Consider the following 25,389-nt stretch of genomic DNA (forward strand, 5'->3'; position numbering starts at 1 on the left):
GGATCCGGAATGGATGACATTGCCATTCTGGGCGCACCGATACTGTATTAGAATTACTGCGTATTTTCCCGGGATCAAACACCCGCTTCAATCATGTCGAGGCAGCGATGACCGTACCTCTGGTGTCGATCCTGATTGTAGCCCGCAATGCTGCAAAGTTCATCGACGCGGCCATTCTTTCGGCGCGGGCGCAGTCGATGGCCGATATCGAAATCGTCGTTGTCGACGATGGATCGATCGATGGGACGGGCGGCATTGCCCGCACCCATGCGGCTGAAGATGGCCGCGTGCGGGTCCTGCAGGGTCCTGGCCGGGGGCTCGGTGCGGTGCGCAACGCCAGCCTCGCCGGGGCAAGGGGACGGTACGCTGCCATTCTCGACAGTGACGACATCCTCGACGTGCGGCATGTCGAGGGGCTCGTGTCGTGCCAGGCACGAAACGGTGCCGAAATCTGCGCCAGCAACATGATCGAGTTCCAGCAAGACGGATCCGCGTTCACGGCCCGTGTTTTCGCACAAGGCAGTCCGTGGCGCCATGCGCGCTCGATCGAGGCGGAGGAATTCCTGGATCGAGGCATGATCGGCGCCTCGGATGTGTCGCTGGGCTATCTCAAGCCTATGCTAGACCTCGATTTTCTGCGCTCGCACGAAATCACGTATGACGAAGACCTGCGTATCGGTGAGGATTTCGATCTGGTCTTTCGCGCGATGCTGGCGGGGGCTCGCTTCGTATATGCGCCGCAGACGACGTATTTTTACCGTAAGCACGCCGCCTCTACTTCCCACCGGCTGGCGCATGCGGACCTGCAAGGCCTGCTCGCGGCGACGAAAGGATATGACTGCGACAGGCTGGGTCCGGTTGCCTCTCGCCTCAAAGCACGTGTGGACAACCTGAGAGGCGCGTTGCTTCATCTCGATACGATCGCAGCCATAAAGGCGGGCCGGTCGATGGCCGCGCTGCGGCTTCTGGCCAGCCATCGCGAAGCGCGGCGGCTGACCGTTGCCAGCTTACGCGAAGCCGCAATCAAACGCATGGGGCTTTTCCGGTGGTCACCCAAGGATGGGCGAGCGGAACACCTCGGCCAGGGTGAAACCCTGGGAGATCGCCTGCAGGCGCTTTCGCAGACCTTGCCGACCGGCATTCCAGGTTCATGATTGGAGTCACGATGCGTCCGCTGATTTTTCTCTTTCCCCATGATCGCATGGACGTTGGCGGCAACACGGCCCAAGTTCGGTTTCTTGAAGCTTGCGGCGCGTTTGCCTGCGCCAACGCGGCATTTTATGGAGAGAGGATAGCTGGCCGACCCCACCTGGACGACTATTTGGGCCACGACGCGCCGCGCGCACTGCAGCCCATATTCGTGATCCACTGGGGTCCTGACATAGCCATGCTTTTGGACCGGTTGCGAGAGCGCGATGTCGTCTACATTGCCCACAGCACCGGATGGGGTATGGCATTGCCTCCGCATGTTCCGATCCTCTGCGTCAGCCGCCATACGATGGCCTACTGGGGCCGGCATGCGCCTAATTCCTACATTGCCCATATACCCAACATCGTCGAGGTCGGCGGTTTCACCGCGTCGGAGCCGCGCGACATAGACGTGCTTGTGCAGGTCCGAAAATCCTCGCGATATCTGTTGGAGCAGCTGGTTCCGACGCTGCGCGAAAGGTGCAGGGTGACGGTGCTGGACGGCTGGGTGGACGATCTTTCGGAGTGGTTCAGGCGCTCGAAAGTGTATCTGTACGATTCGCTGGAGCATTGGATCGATGTCGGTGCGACCGAGGGTTTCGGCCTGCCACCCCTCGAAGCGATGGGGAATGGCTGTGTGGTCTTCTCCAGCGTGAACGACGCCCTGGCCGACTACCTCGATCCCGGCTTCAATTGTCGCAAGCTTCGCGTCTACTCCCGTGAATGGGATGTCGCGGAGATTTTGCGCGCCGTGGATCAAGGGACGCCGGCGCCTTCGATACAGCTCGATGCCTATTCCCAAGGCCAGGTCGCGAAACGGCTCGAAACCGTATTCGCCGACGCGTGCCGCCTTTTCGAGTTGACCGCCAAAACAGAGTCCAACATCGACGACTTGTGGGTCGCCCGCCGCCCCACGCCGCTTCAACGGGTGCGGCGCGCAACCAGGGTTCTCGTCGGCATTTGAAAGGTGCCGATCGACAGGCCTGCTCGTCGCGCATCGAGCCTGCTGCCAGCCTTTTTTTGGGCGGCCTGTCGTCGCAGGACTTTCTGCCAATCGCCAGAAGATGCCGTCGAGCGACTGATTGTACCACGCGGTTTGCCTGGTTGCGGTTTTGCGGCCCGATCAACAGGGGGCCTTGGCAACACGCCGTTCTGCCTAGGAGTTCCTGCTCATCTCCGCTTCGTTCGGGGCGGAACTCTGCCGACGTGCCAAAATCAAATTGTGAAGCTGAGCGACTATGCGGGGATCTTGCCAAAAGTATGTCGCGAAGTAGATCAGGGCGCCTGCGGGCAGCCAGATTGAGACCACGACCATATGCGGCAAGCGGTCTCCGCAGGCATGCACTCCCAAAAGGACGACCACCATCATCACGGTCGCGCTCGCCATCGCTGGACGGATGCTGGCGGCGACGTCCCGGAACCGGATGCCGGTGTGCTTGCGCAGGACGTAAAAACCGTAAGGCAATATCAGATATCCGCGCGCGACGCCCGTTACCAGCATGACTTGCCATCCCCAGCGGCTGGCGGCAATTGCGGCGGCCCCGCCGAGCACGATCTGGGCGGTGGTCCAGGACAGCACCGTGCGCGATCCCCCTACCGCGGTGATGGCGGCCAACAGCAGATTGTTGATCTGCGATGCCACCACGGCGGCGGCGAAAATCTGGATCGCGTCGGCCACGGGTTCCCAACCGGGGCCGAACACGAGCGCCACGATTTCCCGAGCCAGGGCTAGGCTGCCGAAAAAGGCCGGAAACATGATGAAGGCCGATAGCCTGCTGAGCCGCAGGTACGTGTTCTTCAGAATGTCACGATCGTCGGCGGCGCGGGTGAGCAGGGGCATCGCGATCTGGTGGAACGGCATATAGGTAATCTGGTTGAGCACCTCCACGATGCGCGATCCGGCGCGAATGAAAGCAACGGCAACCGGGCCGACGAGCGCGCCCGAAATCACCTCGGCGCTGCGTATGTTGAGCTGATTTAACGTGCCGGATATACCGATGTAGATCCCGAAGCGGAGCATTTCGGCGCAGGATTCATACCGAAAGCGCAGGCGCGGCAGCCAGGGGAAGCTCGCCCAGGCGGTGATCGCCATTGCGGCGGCAACTGCCAGGCGTTGCCCCACCAGCGCCCACGCGCCGTACCCGGCGAGTGCCATCGGCAATCCCACCGCAGCCCCGGCCAGCGACGAAGAAAGGTTGCGCATGGCGATGGAGCGGAACCTGAGTTCACGGGACAATCGTGCCGTGTGGATTGCACCTAGCGGAGTGATCGCGAAGATCGCAGCCAGGGCGGCGACGATGGGCGTTAGGTCGGGTTCGCCGAAAAGGCATGCCACCAATGGCGCGCCCGCCACCGCGGCCAAACAGAATGACAGACCGCAGATGAGGTTTGTCCAGAATGCGGTGTCAGCGTCGGTTTCGTCGAGGGTGCGACGTTGGATCACCGCCTCGTTGATGCCCGCATTGCTGATCACCAGCAGCAGGTCGATCACCAGGGCGGCGAGCGCGACAAGGCCGAATGCGGGCGCGCCAAGCATGCGGGCCAGAATGGCAAAGGTCAGAAACGACAGGGCCTGTGTTCCCAGGCTTGATGCCGTGGACCACATCAGTGAAGAAGTGAGGGGCTGCCGGGATAAGGTCACCCGGCAGGTCCCGACCCGCAGACGCAGCCAGTGCGGGGCCGGTTCTCTTCGAGCCACGCAGTGAATTGCGCGTGGCAGGCACGGGCCGAGAAATGGTCCCGCGCTACCGCCAGTGCCGATGCCGCGAGGGAAATGCGGCGCTCATCGTCGGTCAGCGCGAGAATGGCATCGACAAACGCGTCCGGATCGTCGGCGTGTGCAACTGCCCCGGCGCACGCCTGTTCCACGCCCTGTAGAGTGACACTGGTGGCAACGACTGCCTTTCCTTTCGCCAGAGCTTCCACAAGCTTGATCTTGAGCCCCGATCCGAAAGTCAAAGGGGAGACGATCACGCCCGCCCGTGCGTAGAGGGGATCGAGATCCTCCACCATTCCGTGGAAGACGACGCCGCGCGGGCCACCGCAAGGAAACGCGGCGGCGACGGTGCCGGCGATGTCGAACGTCAATTCCGGAGCCAGTTCGCGCAGCCGGGGCCAGATGGTGTCGAACATCCATTGCAGTCCGACTATGTTGGGCGCGGTATTGCTGCCGACAAAGAGCAGGCGATTGCCCGCACCCGGCTGGGGGACTTGGACCGGATGCACGGCCATCTGCGCAAGTATGGGACGGACCGAGGAAACGTGTTCGGCCAGGAAACCGGCCTCGGCAGACTGGATGGCGATCACGGCATCCGCCCGGGACAGCAGGGCTATCTCGGTTGTACGGTCGAGGCCGATCACGGAATCGCTGGCGCCACCTGTCTCGCGGCTGTGGAACAGATCATGCATGACGATAGCGGATGGGCGGCCTGGCAGGAGATCGAGAGCTTCGGCCTGAAAAGCGTAATCGGCGATCACGATGTCCGCACGCTCGTGGCTGTGCCGCGTGACGAAGGCACGATCAGCACGCGTCCACGACCCGGAGATGGCGTAGGGACGGGGACGATCCGCGATCCAGCTTCCAGTCAGGCCCATACGCCTGCCCAACCGCGATGCAACACCACGCAAGGCGCCAAGGCCCACGCGCGGATCGCATGCGACCACCCAGCGACCGGCGCGCAGGACACCGCGGATACCGTGAGTCTCGAACACCGACATTTCGGGGCGCAGGCGCATGATCGGCCAGCGGCCCATAAGGTTGGGTGAGGGTTGAAGAAGATGAGGTGTGAAGCCTGCCCCTCGGACCGCTTCCGCCAAGGCGAGAAGGTACGAACTGCTGCCATTGGTCCGACCCACGATACGCTGCCGACTGACGAACAGGACGTGTCCCTTCGTAGAGCTCGCGGCTTTGCGGTCGTGTTTCGTCGGCATGTCCGATCCTTTATCGAGTTCCGGGGGACGGGACGGTGATCGTCTTGCGGGTGGCCAATGCTGCAGAAAGGGGGGGAGCGGTCGATGGGGGAGCGGCGGGTGCATCGAGAGTTGAGGCATGGTTTCAAGCGCCTTTGGGCAGACGGGAAGGCGTCGCAAGCACTTGGGTGCCCTCCGGGCGTCTGGTTTCAATTCGAGCGGCCAGCCACTTTCTTAACGGCGGATCGATGACGATGCCGATGAACCAGGCTGCAAGCACGGCGGTGGCCAAAGATACGGCCAGCAGCGGCAGGAAAGTGAGGGGCAAGGTCGCTTCGAGCAGATGCTTGACCGGAGCGTGAACGGCGTAGAGCGGATAGGAGATCATGCCCAACCACGCCGCGATCGCCTCCCGGCGTGGACCACCTGGCTGCGTCACCGCAGTGAGCATCACCAGTGCGGGAGAAAAAATCACAACGAAGGCGATGTCGTACAGGGACCGCGATGTGCCGCTGAAATCCGGCGCCAGAGCCGCCAGGCATGCCGCCAACAGCCATGGCATGGGCAACTTCGGCAAGCGAGGCATCCATTGGTGCCGTCGTCGCTGTATGAGGACGCCCAGAGCGAAAGAGAACGTAATGCGAGCCAGCGCAATCGGTGCATCGCCCAGCACAACGCCCTTGTCGAGATTGCCGATCATCGCGACGGATGCCGTCAATCCGATCAATCCCAAGATACACACGGTGATTACCGCAAATTCGAACGAACAGGTGGGACCCAGTCGATCCGGCCTGGCGCGTTTTACCCCTACCGCATAAATCGCGTTCGCCACCAATTCATAGAACATGGACCAGGCAGGCGGGTTGAAAAGGAAAATTCCCCAAGGAAGCAGGAGGTTGGGTAGCATCAGCAAATTGACGGGAAGCGAAGTCGCGATGGCGAACAATCCGACTGCGGTCTTCACCGCCAGCAGCTGCTGACCGAGAGCCAGTGAAAAGCCGATCAGCGTGGCGATCGCGATGACAGGCTGCAACCGTATGAAACGGGCCATCATGAATTGCCGCCACGACACGGAGGTCAGCAGCCGTTGCTCGTAGGCGTGGGAGATGACGAAACCACTCAGCAGGAAAAACAGGTCTACAGCCAGATAACCGCTGCCGAAGACCGAACCGCTGTTGATCGGGGCGCCTGCCGCATGGAGGCTGCGCAAGTGGTAAAACAGCACCGCAAAAGCAGCGGTCCCGCGCAGCGCGTCGAGTGCGAGGTAGCGCTGGACGCCTGGGGCTGAGCGTTCAATCGGCATAGTAGCCCTTGAATTTCTTGTAGTAGCCAAAGGCATCCGTCAGCCCTGCGCTGGCGTATTCTTTGATGTTCACCAAGCTCAGCGCAACGCCGCCGATCCTGCTTCCATTTTGCGTAAGCAGGTCGAGCGCCGTGCGCACTGCCTTCACGGGCGTGGTTCGCCACCGGGCTACCACCAGTGTAATGTCGGAGAGGCGCGACACGATGCGTGTTTCGGCTACACCGAGCACCGGTGCTGAATCGATGACGATCACGTCGAAACGCTCCTTCAATACGGCGATGAGCGCCGCCATGTTTTCCTCGGTGAGGACGTCGTCGGTACTCGCCTGCCCTAGCGTGGTGAGAATCTGCAACCCGGTGACGTCATCGGCGGTAAGCGCGTCAGCCAAGGCCATCGATCCATCGAGCACACGGAAAAGGCCCTCGATGTCACGATCAGGTGCGAGGGCGTCCGATGCCGAATGATGGCGCACGTCGGCATCGATCAGGACGACCTTGCGTTTACCCATCGCAAGGGTGCGCGCCAGGCACATGGAGGTGGTTGACTTGCCCTCGCGCGGGAGCGGGGAGGTTATCGTGACGACGACGGCGCCGGCGTTGCTGGTCAGACCGAGATAGGTGGCAAGGTTGCGCAAGCTTTCGGTAAACAAGGACATGCTGCGAACCGTCACGTAATCCTGCGGAGTAATGCCCCCCGCTTTCGATCGTGTGGCGGAATCGAGCGTGGGGATGGCGCCTGCATAGACGACGCCCAGTTCACCCTCGATATCGGCCCGCGTCGCCACGGTGTCTTCCAGATATTCCGCAATGCCGGTGGCGATGCCGGCGACGAGAACGGCCGCGGCAAATCCGGCCACCGCTCCCACCAGGTAGTTGGGGGAGGAGGGGGTACCGGGCAGCCGTGCGATCGAGGCTATGCTTGCATCGGCATTTGGTAGGGCGCCGACCTGTGCTGTTTCCTTGGCGCGGGTGAGGTAGGCGTTGTAAATCGCCCGGCTGGCTTCGGCTCGCCGTTCCAGTTCCAGTCGCTCGACCTGTGCGGCGCCGTTCTGTGCGAGCGAACCCCTGGCCTGTGCACGGCTGGCAAGCAGCGAACCGAGACGCGACTCCGCGATCTGGACGTCGCCGCGCAGCCCCGACAGAATACGCGATAGTTCGCCGTCGAGATGTTGGCGCACGTCGGTCAATTCATCGCGTGCCTGCACCACCTCGGGGTGGATGCTGCCGTATCGCGCATCGACCTGGGCGAGGCGCGCGCTCGCCTGCGCTTCCTGCTGGCGCAGTTGCCGCACCGTCTCGGACGCGAGCGCGGCGCCGATGTCCGCTCCGCCGCTTCCACGGGCGATCTGTGATTGTGCGGCCGCGAGGCGTCCCCGCTGCTCGGCCACCTGGGCTTGAGCGGCGGCGATCTGGCGGTTCAGTTCCGATACTTCCTGCTCCGCCATCGTCGCCCCTTCGGCGCTCATCAGATTGTTGCGGATCATGTAATTCTGCAGCGCGGCATCGTCGGCCACAGCGTGCTTTCGCAGAGCGGTGGCCTGACCTTCGACGTAGCGGGCTGATTGTGCATTGCGGGACCGCTTCTTCGCGGCGTCCAGATCGATGTAACGTTGCGCCAGCGCATTCGCGATGCGAGCGGAAATCTGCGGACTTGCGGAAGATGCCGATATCTCGACGAGGTAGGTGACCCCGACCCGCCGCACATACGTGCTGGCAAGAAGCGCGGCGACCGCCCGGCGCTCCGCAGCGCTCATCGGCGCGGCGTCGTCGGTTTTTGCCGCAGCCGGGTTTCCGTCGTTGCGGGTGGCTTCGGCAGAGCCGCCGAATTCCGGCACACGGTCGAGCTTGAGGCTGCGGACCACGTCGAGCGTCAGCGTGGGAGATCGGATGATCTGAACAGCGGTATCGATGAGATTGTCGTCGGCCGGCGCGACGAAACCGCGATCGTTGACCTTCACCGGCTGCGCCTCACGCGGCTCCAGGAGAAGGGCGCTGGTTGCCGTGTACCTCTGCGGCAGCAGGCTGATTGCCACGGCAGCGATCATCAGTGTGATGAGGAACGCGAGGGCGAACGTCCAGCGCCGGCGATAGAAAAGTACGCCTATTTCGGACGAGTCGGGAAGTAAGCGGGCCGAAGGCGTCACGGTTATTTCGTCCGCAGCAGCCTCACGATGACGATCGCTCAAGACATTCCTCCAAATAGGATGTTGTACGTATTCAATAAGGATTATTTGGGCGGCTATTGTGTTGCCGTTATCAATTACAGCAATTTTCTTAGGTACAATGCCGATATGCAATCGGGTTGGGAACAGAAGTTCACTCCGTTTATGAGCAAGTTTGGGGGTTTTTCGATGGAATCGGATCGGAACGGCAATGTGTCGCTCGCTTATCTCGTGCACGATTTAAGCGATGCAGCTGTCGGCCGTCGGGCAAAGCTGTTTGCGGAGGAGGGCTTTGTGGTGGCCATTGCGGGCTTTCACAGACATGCAGGATCGCTTTCGGACGATGCGCCGGCCAGCGTGCTGGACCTGGGGCGGACGATGGATGCACGATTGCTTCAACGCGTGCGCACCGTGGTGAAGTATCTGATAGCGCCAGGTGCGATCCGGAATCTGTGCAGGGATGCGCCGGTGATAGTCGCGCGCAACCTGGAGATGCTGGTCCTGGCTTGGCGGGTTCGTTCGCCTGGGCAGCGGCTGGTCTACGAATGCCTCGACATCCACCGAATGATGCTGGGCGCAGCGCCCAAGTCGCGCTTGCTGCGCTGGATAGAGCGACGGTTACTGGCCTGCACGGACCTGGTCATCGTCAGTTCCCCCGCTTTCGCGAGCGACTATTTCGCGGCGCGGCAGGGGCGCCGTGATGCGGTGGTGCTGGTCGAGAACAAGGTCCCCGGAGAGCGCTGCCCGGCGGCGCCGAAAGTCCCCGCGGAGGCGGGCGGCGCCGTGTGGAAGATAGGCTGGTTCGGCATGCTGCGGTGCCGCAGGACACTGGAAATGCTGGCGTCGCTCGCCCGAGGATCGGGCGGAACGATAGAAGTGATCATCGCCGGCATTGCGAGCCCTGCCGAATTTCCCGATTTTGCCGGGCAAGTCGCGGGCTGCCCGGGGGTGCACTATCTCGGGCCCTTCCGGCAGGAGGACCTTGCGCAGCTTTATGAGAAAGTCGATTTCGTATGGACCATCGACTATTTCGAAGAAGGGCTGAACTCCCGCTGGCTGCTCCCCAATCGGCTCTATGAAGGCCTTGCCAGCGCTGTCGTTCCGATCGCTCTCTCGGGCGTGGAGACGGGTCGCTGGCTCGCGCGGAACGGGGTCGGGATGCTGATCGACGATCCGCTGGCCGAACTGCCGGCTCGCCTTGCTGCTCTGCAGGTCGGCGAATATCGCAAGCTGAAGGAAAACATCGCCCGGCTGCCCGTGCACGCGCTTTATCAGACTGCCGCCGAGCGGCATCAGATCGCGGCAGTAATCACCGGCCGCGCATATGCTTGACGACAGGGGCCATGACGACATTCTGATAGTCGTCCCGTGTCTTGACGAGGAGGCGCATCTGCCTGTCGTCCTGGAATCGCTGCTGCGCTCCGCCGGGGGCGCTCTGGTGGTCGTCGCCGATGGGGGAAGCACGGACCGCAGTCGCTTCATCGTCGAGGAACTGGCGCGCAGCCATGCCAACCTCGTCCTGCTGGATAATCCGCGGCGCATACAAAGCGCTGGCCTCAATCTTGCGGCACGGCGCTTTGGAATGGGGCGCAAATGGCTGGTGAGGATCGATGCGCACGCCGAATATCCCGAGGGCTTCATCGATCGGCTATGCCGCGCAGCCGAGGTCTCAGGGGCCACATCGGTCGTCGTTCCCATGATGACGCGGGGGGAAACCTGTTTTCAGAAGGCTGCGGCCGCTGCCCAGAATTCCCTGCTGGGAACCGGCGGTGCAGCCCATCGGCATGTCGGAGCGGCCCGGTGGGTGGAGCATGGTCACCATGCACTCTTCGACCTTCGCATGTTCATGGCGGTGGGCGGCTATGACGAGGATTTTGCCGCCAACGAGGACGCGGAGCTCGACCGCAGGCTGGTCGCGGCGGGCGGCCGTATATGGCTGGAGCCGCATGCGGCGATCACGTACTTTCCTCGTGGCACGATCGCCACGCTGTTTCGTCAGTATCGCAATTACGGACGTGGACGCGCCTGCAATATCAGGCGCCATCCGGCCCCCGTCAGGCTGCGCCAGGTCCTGCCGCTCGCCGTGCCTCCGGCCATCGTCGCCGCGCTGGCGGGTGCGCCGATCGCGGCGGTGCGGGGGGAGGCGCTGCTGCTTTTGCTCCCCATGGTGTGCTGGCTCGTCGGTGCTACCGCGATGGGGCTCTTCCTGGGGTGGCGTTCACGCTCGATATGCGCTGCCGGCTCGGGCATCGCTGCGGTGACGATGCATGCCGGATGGTCGCTGGGTTTCGTGGAGGCGGCCTTGCTCCGCCGGCATCTGCCACCGCCGCCGACGGCGCTGGGTTTTGATGCTTCCGGTCCGACAGCAGATGCGGGTGTAGTCGCTTAAAGCCTGGCCGTCCGGTTGCCGGGTCACGGCGGGCTTGTTGCACCGTCCTATCCGCCTCGATTGCGGAGCTGGTGAGGGGGCGTTGCGGCGGTGGATACCTGTCCGGCGAACGAGCCCGCGCCTGTGGCCGACATGCCGCAGTTCGCGGACGCGTGGCCGATCTGTCGGGCGGGCCCTTGCCATCTCGGGCTGCTGCGCTGCACAAGGCGGGTTCCATGCGCATTGCCATCATCGACGAAAGCGCGGCCCGCGCATCGATCATCCAGGAAGGGCTGGCTACCCTGGAGGACTGCGAGCTGTTCGTGGTGACCGACCGGCGGGGCCTTCTTGCGCGCATCGCCGGGTTCGATCCCGATATCGTTTTGATGGACCTGGGTAATCCCTCCCGCGACGTGCTGGAGGAGTATTTCGCCGTCAGCCGAGCGTTGCAACGGCCGATCGCCATGTTCGTGGACGAATCGGACGACGAATCGATCATCGCGTCGGTCGATGCGGGAGTATCCAGCTATGTCGTGGCTGGCCTTGCGCCGAATCGGATACGCCCGATCCTCGATCTGGCCGTCACCCGCTTCAATGCCTTTTCCCGGCTGCAGCGCGACCTGGCCGAAGCGAAGGGGAAGCTGGCGGAACGCGACGCCGTCGACAAGGCGAAGCGGATCCTGATGGACACCCGCGCCTTGCCGGAAGCCAGGGCCTACGCCGAGATGCGCAAGGCGGCGATGAACCAGGGAAAACGCATCGTCGACATTGCGGAGGCGATCGTGACTGCGCACAAGCTGATGGGCGGAGCGTGATGCATATCGGCCCAGTCCACCCATGCTCAGGGGGAGTAACAGCGTGACGAGCGAACTGACGATCGGCTTCCTGCCGCTGGTCGATGCCTGCCTGCCGATCCTTGCGCACGAGCATGGCTTCGCCGAGGAAGCCGGAGTTTCGCTGCGCCTGGTGAAGGACATGAGCTGGGCGACCGTGCTGGACCGCCTTCTTTACGGTCACAGCGACGTCGCGCATCTGGTGGCGCCGCTGGCGATCGCGACCACCTTGGGTCGAGGTCGCCCGGCGCAACCGCTCGCGGTTCCGTTCGTGCTGGGGCTGAACGGTAATGCAATCACCTTGCGGCCCGGGTTGGCGCGGCGTGTCAGGCCGGCGGACCGCATCGGCGAACCGGCCGAGGTGGGCCAGGCGCTACGCACGATCGTCCAGGAGCGGCTTGCCGCCGGCGATCCGCTGCGCTTCGGCGTGGTGCATCGCTACTCGAGCCATAACTATATGTTGCGCTACTGGCTTGCCGCCTGCGGCATCCAGCCCGACCGTGACGTCGAGATCACGACGGTGGCGCCGCCCTTCTGCGCCGACGCACTGGCACAGGGAGAGGTCGACGGAATCTGCGTCGGCGAGCCGTGGAACAGCGTCGCGGTGGAGCAGGGGGCGGGGGAGATCGTGCTCTCCACCGCGCAGATATGGCGGCGCGGCGTCGAGAAGGTGCTGGCCATGCGCGAGCCCGTGCTCGACGAGAAACGCGATGCGGTGGAAGCGCTGATCCGCGCCCTGTGCCGGGCGGGCGCGCATTTCGTGGACCCTGCGAACTGGGAGCAGAACGCGGCGATCCTTGCGCGGCCGGACTATCTCGACGGGTCGGCGGAGCTGATCCACCGGGCTATTTCGGACCGGCTCCTGATCTCGCGCGGGGGCGCCTTGATCCATTATCCGGATTTCATGTTCCAGTACCGGGAAGCGGCGAACTTCCCCTGGGTCAGTCAGGCGGAGTGGCTCTACACGCAGATGGTGCGATGGGACGCGATGGACTTCGATCCCGCGGACGCGGCGAAGGCGGCGCGGGTGTTCCGTCCCGATGTCTACCGCGCCGCGCTGCTCGGGACCGGAGAGCCGCTTCCCGGCGCCAGCTCCAAGGTTGAGGGCAGCCTTGCCGCGCGAACCGTCGTGGGTACGCAGCAGGGGGCGATGATGCTGGAGGCGAACAGCTTCTTCGACGGCGGCATTTTCGATCCCCACGATATCGAAGGCTACCTTTCAAGGCGGCCCTGACGGCGACACGACCGCCGGAATGTAAGGGCGGGTCCCGCTGGCGATCTCATCGCCCTTACATTCCCGGCAAACGACATGGCCGGATTTTCCCCTTTCTTCTCCGCGTCTCAGCGCCTGTTGGTGAACCTCGCGCCGAGGTGAAACGTGCTGCGCTGCAAAAACCGCTTTACGCCAAGTCAGCGAATCGCTTACATAAGGACCAAGCAGAACGGTCGGCTCCCAAGGAAGGGAGCGCTCAAGTACCGTTCCGTGGCTTTCAAGAACAGTGGCAACGTGGCCGCCCGATGTAGTCCAACCGGACTTGCGTCGAGGCGGCTTTTTCGCGTTTTGCCTTCAGGCGGGGTTGGTTTCGATGAGCAAGGTTCGGGGGAACGGTTTCACGCGGCGCGCGGCCGTGATGGCACTCATGGCAGGCGCCGCGCTCACGGGTTGCGGCAAGAACGACGCGCCGAGCGAGGCCGCCAAGGTGGCCGCGGGCGGGATCGAGAAGCCCGCGCTCAAGCTCGGTTTCATCAAGCTCACCGACATGGCGCCGCTTGCCATTGCCCGCGAGAAGGGCTTCTTCGCCGAGGAGGGCCTCAACGTTACGCTCGAGCCGCAGGCCAACTGGAAGGTCCTGCTCGACGGCGTGATCGGCGGGCAACTCGACGGGGCACACATGCTCGCGGGCCAGCCGATCGCGGCGACGCTGGGGCTGGGCACCAGGGCCGAGATGATCGCGCCGATCAGCCTCGACCTCAACGGCAATGCCATCACGCTGTCGAACCGGGTGTGGGCCCTGATCGAGCCGACCTTGCCCAAGGGCGCCGACGGCAAGCCGGTCCACCCGATTTCGGCCTCGGCGCTGCAGCCGGTCGTCCAGAAATACCGGCAGGAGGGCAAGCCCTTCAAGATGGGCATGGTGTTCCCGGTCTCCACCCACAATTACGAACTGCGCTACTGGCTGGCGGCGGGCGGGCTCAATCCCGGGTACTACCTGCCCGGCGACGTCGGCGGCACGACCGGCGCGGACGTCCAGCTCTCGGTGACCCCGCCGCCGCAGATGCCCGCTACGCTCGAGGCCGGCACGATCGAGGGCTACAGCGTCGGCGAGCCGTGGAGCCAGGCGGCGGTGAAGAAGAAGATCGGCGTGCCGGTCATCACCGACGACCAGATCTGGCACGACAATCCCGAGAAGGTCCTCGGCCTGCGCAAGGACTTCGCCCAGAAGTACCCCGGCACCACCGCCGCGCTGCTGCGCGCGATCATCAAGGCGCAGCAGTGGCTCGACGCGGACGGCGGGAAAAACCGCGCGGAAGCGGTGCAGATCCTGAGCAAGTCCAACTATGTCGGCGCCGATGCCGACGTCATCGCCGCCTCGATGACGGGCAAGTTCACCTTCGGCCCCGGCGACACCCGCGATGCGGCGGGCTTCAACGTGTTCTTCGACAGGTTCGCCGGCTATCCGTTCTACTCCGACGCGATCTGGACGATGACGCAGATGCGGCGCTGGGGGCAGATTTCGGCAGACCACGACGATGCCTGGTACGCGGCGCAGGCGAGGGCGGTCTACCGGCCGGACCTCTACCTCACCGCCGCGAAGGCGCTGGCGGACAGGCACGTGATCCCGGCCGCCGCGATCCCGCAGACCGATGGGTTCAAGCCGCTCGATACCGGCTTCATCGACCATGTGCCCTATGACGGGCACCAGCCCAACGCCTACATCCAGTCGCTCAGGATCGGCCTGAAGCGGGGCCAGAAGGTCACCGCATCCGGCGTGACCGGCAGCTGATCCGACCACCGAGGAGAAATTCGATGGCAACCGCTTTCGCTGATATCGAGCCGGTGGACCGGGCTCGGGCCGTTTCGGAGCCCCCCATGACGCCCGCGCAAAATGCTGCACCGGGCGTGCCCGGTAAGTTGCAGCAATTGCTCGCCCGCAACGGCAAGGCGCTGCTGGCGCCGCTGATCGGCATCGCAGCATTCCTCGGCCTGTGGGCAGCGCTGGCGCCGATGGTCCAGACCTCGCTCGGGGCGTTGCCGGGGCCGGTCGCCGTCGCCGCGCAGGGCGGGGCGCTGTTCGAGGAATGGCAGGCGTCGAATGCGGCCAGGGCGCAGTTCCATGCAGAGCAGGACGCGCGCATAGCGGCGGGGACGCAGGCGATCGCTTTCGACTATTCCGGCTCGCCCACGTTCGTCGACCAGGTGGTCACCTCGCTGGAGACGGTGGCGCTGGGCTTCGTGCTGGCGACCATCTGCGCGGTGCCGATCGGGCTGGCTGCGGGCCTCTCGCCGCTGTTCAATGCGGCGATCAACCCTTTGGTGCAGATCATGAAACCGGTCAGCCCGCTGGCCTGGCTGCCGATCGTGACGATGGTGGTCTCCGCCACCGTGACCGGCGCCGACCCGGTGCTGGCCAAGAGCTTCGTGATCTCCGCGATCGTGGTGATGCTGTGCTCGCTCTGGCCGACGCTGATCAACACCGCGATCGGTGCAGCATCGATCGACAAGGACCTGCTGAACGTGGGCCGTGTGCTCCGTCTAGGCGCGTTCCAGAAGCTGACGCGCCTCGTGCTGCCAAGCGCGCTGCCCTTCATCTTCACCGGCATGCGCCTGTCGCTGGGGGTAGGCTGGATGGTGCTGATCGCCGCGGAAATGCTCGCGCAGAACCCCGGCCTCGGCAAGTTCGTCTGGGACGAGTTCCAGAACGGGTCGAGCCAGTCGCTGGCGCGGATCATGTTCGCGGTGGTCGTCATCGGGCTGATCGGCTTCCTGCTCGACCGCGTGATGATGAGCCTCCAGGCGCTCGTCAGCCGCAACCGTACCGTCTGAACGAAGGAGCACGGACCATGGCCACGATCCTCTCGCTGCAGGGCGTCACCAAGGACTACATCGGCAAGTCGGGCGAGAAGACCCGCGTGCTGGGCGGTATCGACCTCGATGTCGAGGAGGGCGAGTTCATCGCCGTGCTCGGTTTCTCGGGCGCCGGCAAGACCACGCTGATCTCGGCCATCGCCGGGCTGATAGAGCCCGATGCCGGGGCGATCCTCCTGCGCGGCGAGCCGGTGAGCGGGCCCGGTAAGGACCGGGGGCTGGTGTTCCAGTCGTACTCGCTGTTCCCGTGGCTGACCGTGGAGCAGAACGTCGCGCTGGCGGTGGATGCGGTCCACAAGGATCGCTCCAGATCGGAGCGGACTGCGCTGGTGCGCCAGAAGGTCGCGCTGGTAGGCCTAGGCCATGCGATGGACCGCAAGCCGTCGCAGCTCTCCGGCGGGATGCGCCAGCGTGTCGCGGTGGCGCGCGCGCTCGCCATGGAGCCGGAAATCCTGCTGCTGGACGAGCCGCTTTCGGCGCTCGATGCACTGACCCGTGCCAAGCTGCAGGACGAGATCGAGCGCATCCGCAAGGAGGAGCGGCGCACCATCATCCTCGTCACCAACGACGTGGACGAGGCGCTGCTGCTGGCCGACCGCGTCGCCGTGCTGACGCCCGCGCCGTCGGCCACGATCGGGCGGCTGTTCACCGTGGACGTGCCCCGCCCGCGCGACCGCGAGGCGGTGAACGACGACGCGCAGTTCCAGGCGCTGCGCAAGGCTATCGTCGAATACCTCGGCGCGCTGAACGCGCAGGGGCCGGGCACAGCGGACAGCGCAGTGACGCTACCCGCCGTCGCGCCGATCGACCTGTTCGCAGGGCGCAAGGAGATCGAGCTTCCCGCGGCCTATGTCGCCGCGGGCAAGTCGGCGGTCGAACGGCGCTATCTCGAGTTCTTCCGGCTGCACAAGGTCTACCCGACGCCCCGGGGGCCGCTCACCGTGGTCGAGGACTTCAACCTGCTGATGGACAAGGGCGAATTCGTCTCGCTGATCGGCCACTCGGGCTGCGGCAAGTCCACGGTGCTGACGATGGCGGCGGGGCTCAATGCGATCAGCGCGGGGGGCATCGTCCTCGACAACCGCGAGATCGACGTCGCCGGGCCGGACAAGGCAGTGGTGTTCCAGGCGCCGAGCCTGATGCCCTGGCTCACCGCGCGGCAGAACGTGGCGCTGGGCGTCGAGCGGGTCTACCCCCACGCCAGCAAGGCCGAGCGGCGCGATATCGTCGACTATTACCTGGGCCGCGTCGGGCTGGGCGGGGCGATGGACAGGATGGCGGCGGAGATGTCGAACGGCATGCGCCAGCGGGTCGGTATTGCGCGGGCCTTCGCGCTGTCGCCCCGCCTGCTGCTGCTCGACGAGCCTTTCGGCATGCTCGACAGCCTGACGCGCTGGGACCTGCAGGACGTGCTGGTCGAGACCTGGAACCGCACCAAGGTCACCGCGATCATGGTGACGCACGACGTGGACGAGGCGATCCTGCTCGCCGACCGCGTGGTGATGATGACAAACGGGCCCAACGCCACGATCGGCAAGGTGCTCAAGGTGGATCTGCCGCGCCCGCGCGACCGCAAGGCACTGCTCGATGATCCGAAATTCTACCAGTACCGGCAGGAGGTGCTGCACTTCCTCGCAGAGTACGACCACGGGCCGGCGGTGAAGGCGGCCTGAGTTACGAATGCGTTGAATGGCTGGCAATGCGCGCGCTCGTGAGGGGCGGCGGCGGGCAAGGGCGTCCGTCGATCGACGCGTGAACGAAAACACGGCGGGCAATGGCGTCTGCCTTCGATCCAGTTTCGGAGGGCACACCCATGAAGACCGCGATTTCGCTGGCAGCATTGTCTGCAGCACTCACCGCCACCCCCGTCCTTGCCGCGCCCGGTGTGCCGGTCAAGGTCAGCGAGGACCTGACCATCGACCCGATCGTCGATGCCCGCCTGCGCTGGGAATCGGTGGACCAGCCGGGCGTCGACCGCGATGCCGATGCCGTCACCATGCGCGTGCGCGCCGGGGCCGAGCTGAAACTGCACAGTCTGTCGCTGCTGGCCGAGGGCGAGGGGGTGCTGGCGCTGGCGGACGGGTACAACGCCTTCCCCTTCGCCAACGGCACGAGCGGCCAGTACCGGCCCGGCCGCTCGGTGGTCCCCGATCCCGAGACGGTCGGCCTCAACCGGCTGCAGATCGCCTACAAGGTCAAGGGCACGGGCGTTACCGTGGGCCGCCAGCGCATCAATCTCGACGACCAGCGCTGGGTCGGCTCGGTCGGCTGGCGGCAGGACGAGCAGACCTTCGACGCGGTGCGCGGCGAGGCCCGGATCGGCCCCGTCGCGCTCGACGCGACGTGGAGCTGGAGCCAGCGCACGATCTTCGGATCGGAATCCGGACCCCGCCAGTCCTACGGCGGCGACCTCTTCTTCGGCGGCGCGGAAGTGAAGGCCGGGCCGCTGGCCCTGAAGGGCTTCGCCTATCTCCTCGACTACGACGACCCGCTGCAGGTCGCCAGTTCCAGCAAGACGTATGGCGCGCGTGCCACCGGCGCTTTCCCGCTGGGCAAGTCCGCCAAGCTGGACCTGACCGCGTCCTACGCCCGGCAGTCCGACTGGAAGACCACGGCGAAAGACTACGCCGCAGACTACCTCGCGGGGGAGGCGGGTGTCGCCTTCAAGGGCCTGCGCCTTGCCGGGGGATACGAGAAGCTGGGTGCCGACAACGGCTTCGCGCTCCAGACCCCGCTCGCCACGCTGCACAAGTTCAACGGCACCGCCGACGTTTTCCTGACCACGCCAGCGCAGGGTCTGCAGGACGCCTACGCCAGCGCGACCTACAAGCTCGGCGACCTCGGCGCGCTCAAGGGCGTCGCTGCGAACGTCACCTGGCACCAGTTCGACAGCGACGCCGGTGACAGCGAATACGGCACCGAATGGAACGCGCAGGTCACTTTCAAGCTCAGGCAGGTCGCCGTGCTCGCCAAGTACGCGCGCTACGACGCGGTCACGCTGCCCGTCACCGGTGACGTCGAGAAGTTCTGGCTCAGCCTCGAATTGGCATTCTGATCCATTCTGGCGTTGTCGGCCGCCTTCGCCGTCGCCGTCCAGACCGGGCAGCCTAAGAAAGACGATGCTGCATCGCAAAAATGCCGCTTGCAGTGACCCCGGCGAATCAGGTACACCTACGGCAGCGATAGAGCGCTCGTCCACCGCCGGACGAACCAGCGCCTCGCATCACATGACAGAACGCGTGGCAATGAAGCCGCCCGTACCTCTCCCTTTCCGGGACAGGCACGAGGCGGTTTTTTTGCGTGCGCGTTGCGGATGGAGACGTGACGTGAATGCACCCGTGAACTTCGAGAGGGACAGCTTCCCCGGCAGCGGCAGGGAACGGCTGGTGGTGATCGGCAACGGCATGGCGGGCTGCCGCGCGGTGGAGGAAATCCTCGCCCGCGATCCGCTTCGCTTCGAGGTCACGATCTTCGGCGCCGAACCGCGCGTGAACTACAACCGCATCATGCTTTCGCCGGTGCTGGCGGGCGAGAAGACCTTCGACGAGATCGTCATCAACACGCGCGAATGGTACGAGGACAACGCGATCACGCTCGTCTCGGGCGACAAGGTGGTGGCGATCGACCGCGCGGCGCAGAGCGTCATCGCCGCCTCGGGCCGGGTCGAGCCCTACGACCGGCTGCTGATCGCGACTGGCTCCGATCCCTTCATCATCCCGGTGCCGGGCAAGGACCTCGACGGCGTGGTGACGTTCCGCGACCTCGACGACGTCGACCGGATGCTGAGCGCGGCGGATCGCGGCGGCGCGGCCGTGGTGATCGGCGGCGGGCTGCTCGGGCTGGAGGCGGCGCACGGGCTCAACCTGCGCGGCATGAAGGTGACCGTGATCCACCTGATGCCCACGCTGATGGAGCGCCAGCTCGACGAGGCGGCGGGCTATCTGCTGCGCTCGGAACTGGAGCGGCGTGGCCAGACGATCCTGACCGGCGCCAACACCAAGGAAATCCTGGGCGAGGGCGGCCGGGTAACCGGCGTCAGGCTCGAGGACGGCACCGAGATCCCCTGCGACATCGTCGTCATGGCGGTGGGCATCCGCCCCGCCACCGCACTCGCCCGCGAGGCTGGGCTGGACGTGGAGCGCGGCATCCTGGTCGACGACCACATGGTCACCTCCGACCCGGCGGTGCTGGCAGTGGGCGAATGCGTGCAGCACCGCGGCACCTGCTACGGCCTCGTCGCGCCGCTGTGGGAGATGTGCCGCGCGCTCGCCGACCATGCGACCGGCGCTCCGACCGGATACGAGGGCTCCGTCACCTCCACCAAGCTCAAGGTTTCCGGCATAGACCTGTTCTCCGCCGGGGACTTCTCGGGCGGTGAGGGCTGCGAGGACATCGTCATGCGCGATGCCGCGCGCGGCGCCTACAAGCGGGTGATCGTCAGGGAAGACCGCCTGATCGGCGCGGTGCTCTACGGCGATACGGCGGATGGCTCCTGGTACTTTGATCTCATGAAGAAGGGCGAGGACGTATCGCCCATCCGCGAGGCGCTGATCTTCGGGCAGGCTTTCGCGTCCGGGGGTGCGCTCGCGGACCCTAACGCCGCCGTTGCCGCCCTCTCGGACGATGCCGAGATCTGTGGCTGCAACGGCGTTTCCAAAGGCACGGTGGTCAGGACCATCCAGGCGGGCGCCTGCTCGCTCGATGCCGTAAGGAGCAGTTGCAAGGCCTCGGCCTCGTGCGGGTCCTGCACCGGCCTGGTCGAGAGCTTGCTGGCGCTCACGCTCGGCGGCGAGGTCCAGTCGGGGCCGAAGACGCTGTGCAAGTGCACCAGCTTCACTCACGACGACGTGCGCCGCCTGATCGTCGAGAAGGACCTGCGCCTCATCCCTCAGGTCATGCAGGAGCTGCACTGGACGACCCCGGACGGCTGCTCCTCGTGCCGGCCGGCGCTCAACTACTACCTGCTCTGCGCGCTGCCGGGCGAGTACGTGGACGACCAGAAGAGCCGCTTCGTCAACGAGCGCATGCACGCCAACATCCAGAAGGACGGCACCTATTCCGTCGTCCCGCGCATGTGGGGCGGGCTCACCAACCCCCGCGAACTGCGCGCCATCGCCGACGTGGTGGAGAAGTACGAAGCGCCGATGGTCAAGGTGACCGGCGGCCAGCGGCTCGACATCTTCGGCATCAGGAAGGAGGACCTGCCCGCCGTCTGGGCTGACCTCAACGCCGCCGGGATGGTTTCGGGCCATGCCTACGGCAAGTCGCTGCGCACCGTGAAGACATGCGTCGGCAGCGAATGGTGCCGCTTCGGCACGCAGGATTCGACCGGCCTCGGCGTCAAGATCGAGCACATGACATGGGGCTCGTGGATGCCGCACAAGTTCAAGATCGCCGTCTCGGGCTGCCCCCGCAACTGCGCGGAAGCGACGATCAAGGACTTCGGCGTCATCTGCGTGGACTCGGGCTACGAACTCCACGTCGGCGGCAACGGCGGCATCAAGGTGCGCGCCACCGACTTCCTTTGCAAGGTCGCGACCGAGGAGGAGGCGATGGACATGTGCGCCGCCTTCACCCAGCTCTACCGCGAGGAAGCGCACTATCTCGAGCGAACCGCGCCGTGGATCGAGCGGGTCGGCCTGCAATACGTCAAGGACCGGCTGGCCGAGGAGGGCGCGGTGGAACGCTACGCCGCCCGCTTCCGCTACTCGCAGCAGTTCATGCAGGACGATCCCTGGGCGAAGCGCGCCGCAGGCGAGGACGCTAAGCTGCACCAGCACCTCGCCGAGGTGCGACCTTTCCCGGCATCCCCGAAGCCGCAGCTGGAGAACGCATGATGATCGGCAACTGGCTTGATATCGGCCCGGTCACCCAGATCGAACCGGGCACCGCGCGCACGCTTCCGGTGGTCGGCGGCGACGAGATCGCGGTGTTCCACACAATGCGCGGCGAGTTCTTCGCGCTGCGCAACCAGTGCCCGCACAAGCAGGGCCCACTCAGCCAGGGCATCGTCCACGGCGAGGTGGTGGCCTGCCCGCTCCACAACTGGAACATCTCGCTGCGCACCGGCAAGGCATTGGGGGACGACGAGGGCTGCGTGCCGACGATCCCGCTGAAGGTCGACGCCGGGCGGCTCTACCTCCTGCGCTCGGCAGTGGTCGTCCGGGCCGAGGCGGCCTGACGGGGATGGCGCCGATCCGCACCACCTGCGCCTACTGCGGAGTGGGCTGCGGCGTCTCCGCCACGGTCACCGGCCCGCGCGCGGTCGAGATCCGGGGCGACGCCGCCCACCCGGCGAACCACGGCCGCCTCTGCTCCAAGGGCACGCACCTGGGGGAGACGGTCAGCCTCGACGGCCGCCTGCTCGCGCCGATGATCGGGGAGCGGGAAACGTCGTGGGACGAGGCGCTGGACCTGGTCGCCGGGAAAATGCGCGACTGCATCGCCGAGCACGGGCCGGACAGCGTCGCCTTCTATGTCTCCGGCCAGCTGCTGACCGAGGACTACTACGCCGCCAACAAGCTCATGAAGGGCTTCGTCGGCAGCGCCAACATCGACACCAATTCGCGCCTCTGCATGGCGAGCGCCGTCGCCGCCCACAACCGGGCTTTCGGCGAGGACGTGGTGCCGTGTTCGTACTCCGATCTCGACGAGGCGGACCTCGTGCTGCTGGTCGGCTCGAACACCGCCTGGTGCCACCCGGTCGTCTGGCAGCGGCTGGAGCAGGCGCGCGCCGCGCGCGGCACCAGACTCGTCGTCATCGACCCGCGCCGCACTGAAACCGCCGAGCAGGCCGACCTCCACGTGCCCGTCGCACCCGATGGCGACGTGGCGCTGTTCAACGCCCTGCTGGCAGAGCTGCGCCGGCGGGATCTGGTGGACGAGGAATACCTCGCCGCCCACGGAGAGGTGGACGCCGGGTTCTGGGAGGCACTCGATGCCGCGCCCGGCGTCCCCACAGAGACTTTCGCCGCGCTCGTGGACCTCGTCGCCGCGCATCCGCGCATGGTCACGTTGTTCAGCCAGGGCGCCAACCAGTCGGTCTGCGGGACGGACAAGGGCAACGCGATCATCAACCTCCACCTCGCCACCGGCCGCATCAACCGCGCCGGGGAGGGGCCCTTCAGCATCACCGGCCAGCCCAATGCCATGGGCGGGCGCGAGGTCGGCGGGCTGGCCAACACGCTCGCCTGCCACCTCGGCTTCGGCGCGGACGAGCGGGCCGATGTCGCCGCGTTCTGGGACGCGCCCAGCCTCTGCGGCGGCCCTGGCCTCAAGGCGGTGGACCTGTTCCGCGCCGTCCATGACGGGCGCATCCGCTTCCTTTGGATCATGGCGACCAACCCTGCGGTCTCGATGCCCGACAGCCATTTCGTGCGCGAGGCACTGGCGCGTTGCCCCACCGTGGTCGTGTCCGACATCATCGCCGACACCGACACCGGGCGCATCGCCCACGTTCGCCTCCCCGCGCACGGCTGGGGCGAGAAGGACGGCACCGTCACCAATTCCGAACGCCGCGTCAGCCGCCAGCGCGCGCTGTTCGCCCCTCCCGGCGAGGCCCGCGCGGACTGGTGCATCATCGCGGATGTCGCCGCGCGGATGGGCTGGGCGGAGCACTTCGCGTGGGACGGTCCTGCCGCGATCTTCCGCGAATTCGCCGCGATGACCGGCCTCGCGGGACGGCGTGGCAAGGCGCTCGACCTTACCGCCCACGCCGCACTCACCGACGACGAGTATGAGACGCTCGAACCCTTCCAGTGGGGCGGCGCGCATCCCCTTGGACGACGCTTCCCCACGCCTTCGGGCAAGGCGCGGCTGGTGCGCGTGACACCGGCCGCGCCTGTGGTCGACGCCGACTTCCCGCTGCGCCTCAACACCGCGCGCTACCGCGACCAGTGGCACACGATGACGCGCACCGGCTTCTCTCCCACGCTCTCGCAGCACCGGCCCGAGCCGCTGCTGGAGGTCCATCCGCTCGACGCCGCCGAACTGGGACTGACCGAAGGCGGCTTAGGCCGGGTGGAGACGCGGCACGGCGCCAGCCTCTACCGCGTCGCCGTATCGCACGGCCAGCGGCGCGGCGAGGTCTGCGTGCCGATGCACTGGACCGACGCGATGGCGGGCGAGGGGCGCGCGAACCGGCTGCCCTCGCAGGCGGTGGACCCGGTGTCCGGCCAGCCCGGCTTCAAGAATGCCGCCGCGCGCGTGGTCGCCGTCGCGCCCGACTGGCGCGGCTTCCTGGTGCGCCGCGACGTCATGGCGCCGGGCGGGCTGCTCTACTGGACCCGGGCGCGCGTCAAGGCGGGCTGGCTCTACGAACTGGCCGGGGAAGGCGCGATCGACCTCGACGCGCTGCTGCCCCCGGGCGAGCGGATCGAGGTGGCCGACGTGGTGCGCGGCATGCGCCGCATCGCGGTGCGGGACGCGGCAGGCGCGCTGCGCGCCGCCGTTTACCTGACCCGCTCGGGACAACTGCCGCCGCGCCAATGGGTCGCCGGACAGCTCGGCCTTGGCGATGCCAGCGCCACCGAACTGCTCGCCGGACGCCCCAGCACGCCGCTGCCCGATCGCGGTCCGATCGTCTGCGTCTGCCACGGCGTCGGTGAAAAGGACATCGCCGTCGCAGTCGGTGAGGGCGCGGCGAGCGTCGCCGAGGTTGGCGTCTGCACGCGTGCGGGAACCAATTGCGGCTCGTGCCGCCCCGCCATCGCACGGCTCATCGAAGCGAGTTCCCCCATCGCACTGGAGGCTGCGGAATGACCGATTTTCCTCACGGCACGGTCTGGCTCGTCGGCGGCGGCCCCGGCGACCCCGAACTGCTCACCCGCAAGGCCGAGCGGCTGATCGGCGAGGCGAGCGTGGTGTTTTACGATGCGCTGGTCGGCCCCGGCATCCTCGAGATGGCGGCGTCGTCCGCGCGCCTCGTGCATGTCGGCAAGCGATCGGGGCGCCATTCGAAGGATCAGAAAACGATCGACAGCCTGATCGTCGAGGCCGCGCTGGCGGGGGAGAAGGTCGTGCGGCTCAAGGGCGGCGATCCGGCGATCTTCGGCCGCGCCACCGAAGAACTCGAGGCGGCCCGCGCGGCGGGCGTACCGATCCGCATCTGCCCCGGCGTCACGGCGGCGAGCGCGGCGGCGGCCAGCCTCGGCGCCTCGCTCACCTTGCGCGGGCTCGCCCGCAGGCTGACCTTCGTCACCGCCCATGCCCGCGCCGGCGAAGTGCTCGACCTCGACTGGGCGCGGCTGGCCGATCCCGAGGCGACGCTGGCGGTCTACATGGGCAAGGCGGCGGCGGGCGAAGTCTCCGCCCGGCTGATCGCGGCGGGCCTGCCGGCCGCGACGCCGGTGGCGCTGGTCGAGAGCGCGAGCCTGCCGGGCGAGCGCCATTTTCACACCAGCCTCGGCCTGCTCCCGCTCGCCGCCCGCGCCGCGCTGGGCGACGGCCCGGCGCTGCTGCTGATCGGCGCGGCCATGGCCCGGCCGGTGGCGGACGCGGCGGCGCATCTGCGGGAACGCGCGATCGGCGGCTGAGGCGTTT

18 protein-coding genes are annotated in these 25,389 nt (G+C 66.0%); 14 read left to right on the forward strand and 4 right to left on the reverse strand.

All coding sequences use genetic code 11. The annotated features are described in order from the left end of the window. Positions 1-107: 107 nt before the first annotated feature. Positions 108-1,154, forward strand: a complete 1,047-nt coding sequence (locus AC07M9_RS05030) for a glycosyltransferase family 2 protein (RefSeq protein WP_494881842.1) — start codon at positions 108-110, stop codon at positions 1,152-1,154. Between the two features lie 11 nt (positions 1,155-1,165). After that, positions 1,166-2,152: a glycosyltransferase gene (locus AC07M9_RS05035; protein WP_494881844.1), complete on the forward strand. Its 987-nt coding sequence runs from the start codon at positions 1,166-1,168 to the stop codon at positions 2,150-2,152. 192 nt (positions 2,153-2,344) lie between these two features. On the opposite strand, the gene AC07M9_RS05040 is transcribed toward AC07M9_RS05035, so the two are convergent. From AC07M9_RS05040 to AC07M9_RS05055, 4 genes are all read right to left on the reverse strand, one after another. Further along, the gene (locus tag AC07M9_RS05040; protein WP_494881846.1) at positions 2,345-3,829 is read right to left on the reverse strand and encodes a lipopolysaccharide biosynthesis protein; all 1,485 of its coding nucleotides are present in this window, start codon (positions 3,827-3,829) and stop codon (positions 2,345-2,347) included. Continuing rightward, complete coding sequence (locus AC07M9_RS05045) at positions 3,826-5,118, reverse strand: glycosyltransferase (protein ID WP_494881848.1); 1,293 nt, start codon at positions 5,116-5,118, stop codon at positions 3,826-3,828. Before AC07M9_RS05045 ends, AC07M9_RS05040 begins: the two co-directional genes overlap by 4 nt. A 124-nt stretch (positions 5,119-5,242) precedes the next feature. Next, positions 5,243-6,400 (reverse strand): acyltransferase family protein, encoded by a 1,158-nt coding sequence (locus AC07M9_RS05050; protein WP_494881850.1) that lies wholly within the window; start codon positions 6,398-6,400, stop codon positions 5,243-5,245. Beyond that, the gene (locus AC07M9_RS05055) at positions 6,390-8,585 is read right to left on the reverse strand and encodes a GumC family protein (RefSeq protein WP_494881852.1); all 2,196 of its coding nucleotides are present in this window, start codon (positions 8,583-8,585) and stop codon (positions 6,390-6,392) included. Before AC07M9_RS05055 ends, AC07M9_RS05050 begins: the two co-directional genes overlap by 11 nt. On the opposite strand from AC07M9_RS05055, the gene AC07M9_RS05060 reads away from it, so the two are divergent. The 12 genes from AC07M9_RS05060 to cobA all read left to right on the forward strand — a co-directional run bounded on the left by AC07M9_RS05060 (position 8,571) and on the right by cobA (position 25,382). Beyond that, positions 8,571-9,893, forward strand: coding sequence for a glycosyltransferase (locus AC07M9_RS05060; protein WP_494881854.1), 1,323 nt, complete (start codon positions 8,571-8,573; stop codon positions 9,891-9,893). The two genes, AC07M9_RS05055 and AC07M9_RS05060, sit on opposite strands and share 15 nt — an antisense overlap. After that, positions 9,886-10,950 (forward strand): glycosyltransferase family 2 protein, encoded by a 1,065-nt coding sequence (locus AC07M9_RS05065; RefSeq protein WP_494881856.1) that lies wholly within the window; start codon positions 9,886-9,888, stop codon positions 10,948-10,950. The genes AC07M9_RS05060 and AC07M9_RS05065 overlap by 8 nt, the downstream gene beginning before the upstream one ends. Positions 10,951-11,165: 215 nt before the next feature. Continuing rightward, the gene (locus tag AC07M9_RS05070; RefSeq protein ID WP_494881858.1) at positions 11,166-11,744 is read left to right on the forward strand and encodes an ANTAR domain-containing response regulator; all 579 of its coding nucleotides are present in this window, start codon (positions 11,166-11,168) and stop codon (positions 11,742-11,744) included. 43 nt (positions 11,745-11,787) lie between these two features. Beyond that, positions 11,788-12,996, forward strand: coding sequence for an ABC transporter substrate-binding protein (locus AC07M9_RS05075; protein WP_494881859.1), 1,209 nt, complete (start codon positions 11,788-11,790; stop codon positions 12,994-12,996). A gap of 352 nt (positions 12,997-13,348) precedes the next feature. Next, entirely contained in the window at positions 13,349-14,767 is a 1,419-nt protein-coding gene (locus AC07M9_RS05080; RefSeq protein WP_494881860.1) for a CmpA/NrtA family ABC transporter substrate-binding protein, read from the forward strand. Between the two features lie 86 nt (positions 14,768-14,853). Further along, positions 14,854-15,807 (forward strand): ABC transporter permease, encoded by a 954-nt coding sequence (locus tag AC07M9_RS05085; protein WP_494881861.1) that lies wholly within the window; start codon positions 14,854-14,856, stop codon positions 15,805-15,807. 17 nt (positions 15,808-15,824) lie between these two features. Next, entirely contained in the window at positions 15,825-17,522 is a 1,698-nt protein-coding gene (locus AC07M9_RS05090) for an ABC transporter ATP-binding protein (protein WP_494881863.1), read from the forward strand. Between the two features lie 140 nt (positions 17,523-17,662). Then, positions 17,663-18,904, forward strand: a complete 1,242-nt coding sequence (locus AC07M9_RS05095; RefSeq protein WP_494881865.1) for an alginate export family protein — start codon at positions 17,663-17,665, stop codon at positions 18,902-18,904. A gap of 271 nt (positions 18,905-19,175) precedes the next feature. Beyond that, positions 19,176-21,686, forward strand: coding sequence for a nitrite reductase large subunit NirB (gene nirB, locus AC07M9_RS05100; RefSeq protein ID WP_494881867.1), 2,511 nt, complete (start codon positions 19,176-19,178; stop codon positions 21,684-21,686). Further along, positions 21,686-22,030, forward strand: a complete 345-nt coding sequence (nirD, locus tag AC07M9_RS05105; protein ID WP_494883889.1) for a nitrite reductase small subunit NirD — start codon at positions 21,686-21,688, stop codon at positions 22,028-22,030. Before nirB ends, nirD begins: the two co-directional genes overlap by 1 nt. Before the next feature lie 5 nt (positions 22,031-22,035). After that, on the forward strand, positions 22,036-24,609 hold the full coding sequence (locus tag AC07M9_RS05110; protein WP_494881869.1) for a nitrate reductase: 2,574 nt from the start codon (positions 22,036-22,038) through the stop codon (positions 24,607-24,609). After that, the gene (gene cobA, locus AC07M9_RS05115; RefSeq protein WP_494881871.1) at positions 24,606-25,382 is read left to right on the forward strand and encodes a uroporphyrinogen-III C-methyltransferase; all 777 of its coding nucleotides are present in this window, start codon (positions 24,606-24,608) and stop codon (positions 25,380-25,382) included. The genes AC07M9_RS05110 and cobA overlap by 4 nt, the downstream gene beginning before the upstream one ends. Positions 25,383-25,389: the final 7 nt, after the last annotated feature.

Source organism: Novosphingobium sp. GW821-FHT09E05, from assembly GCF_059416165.1.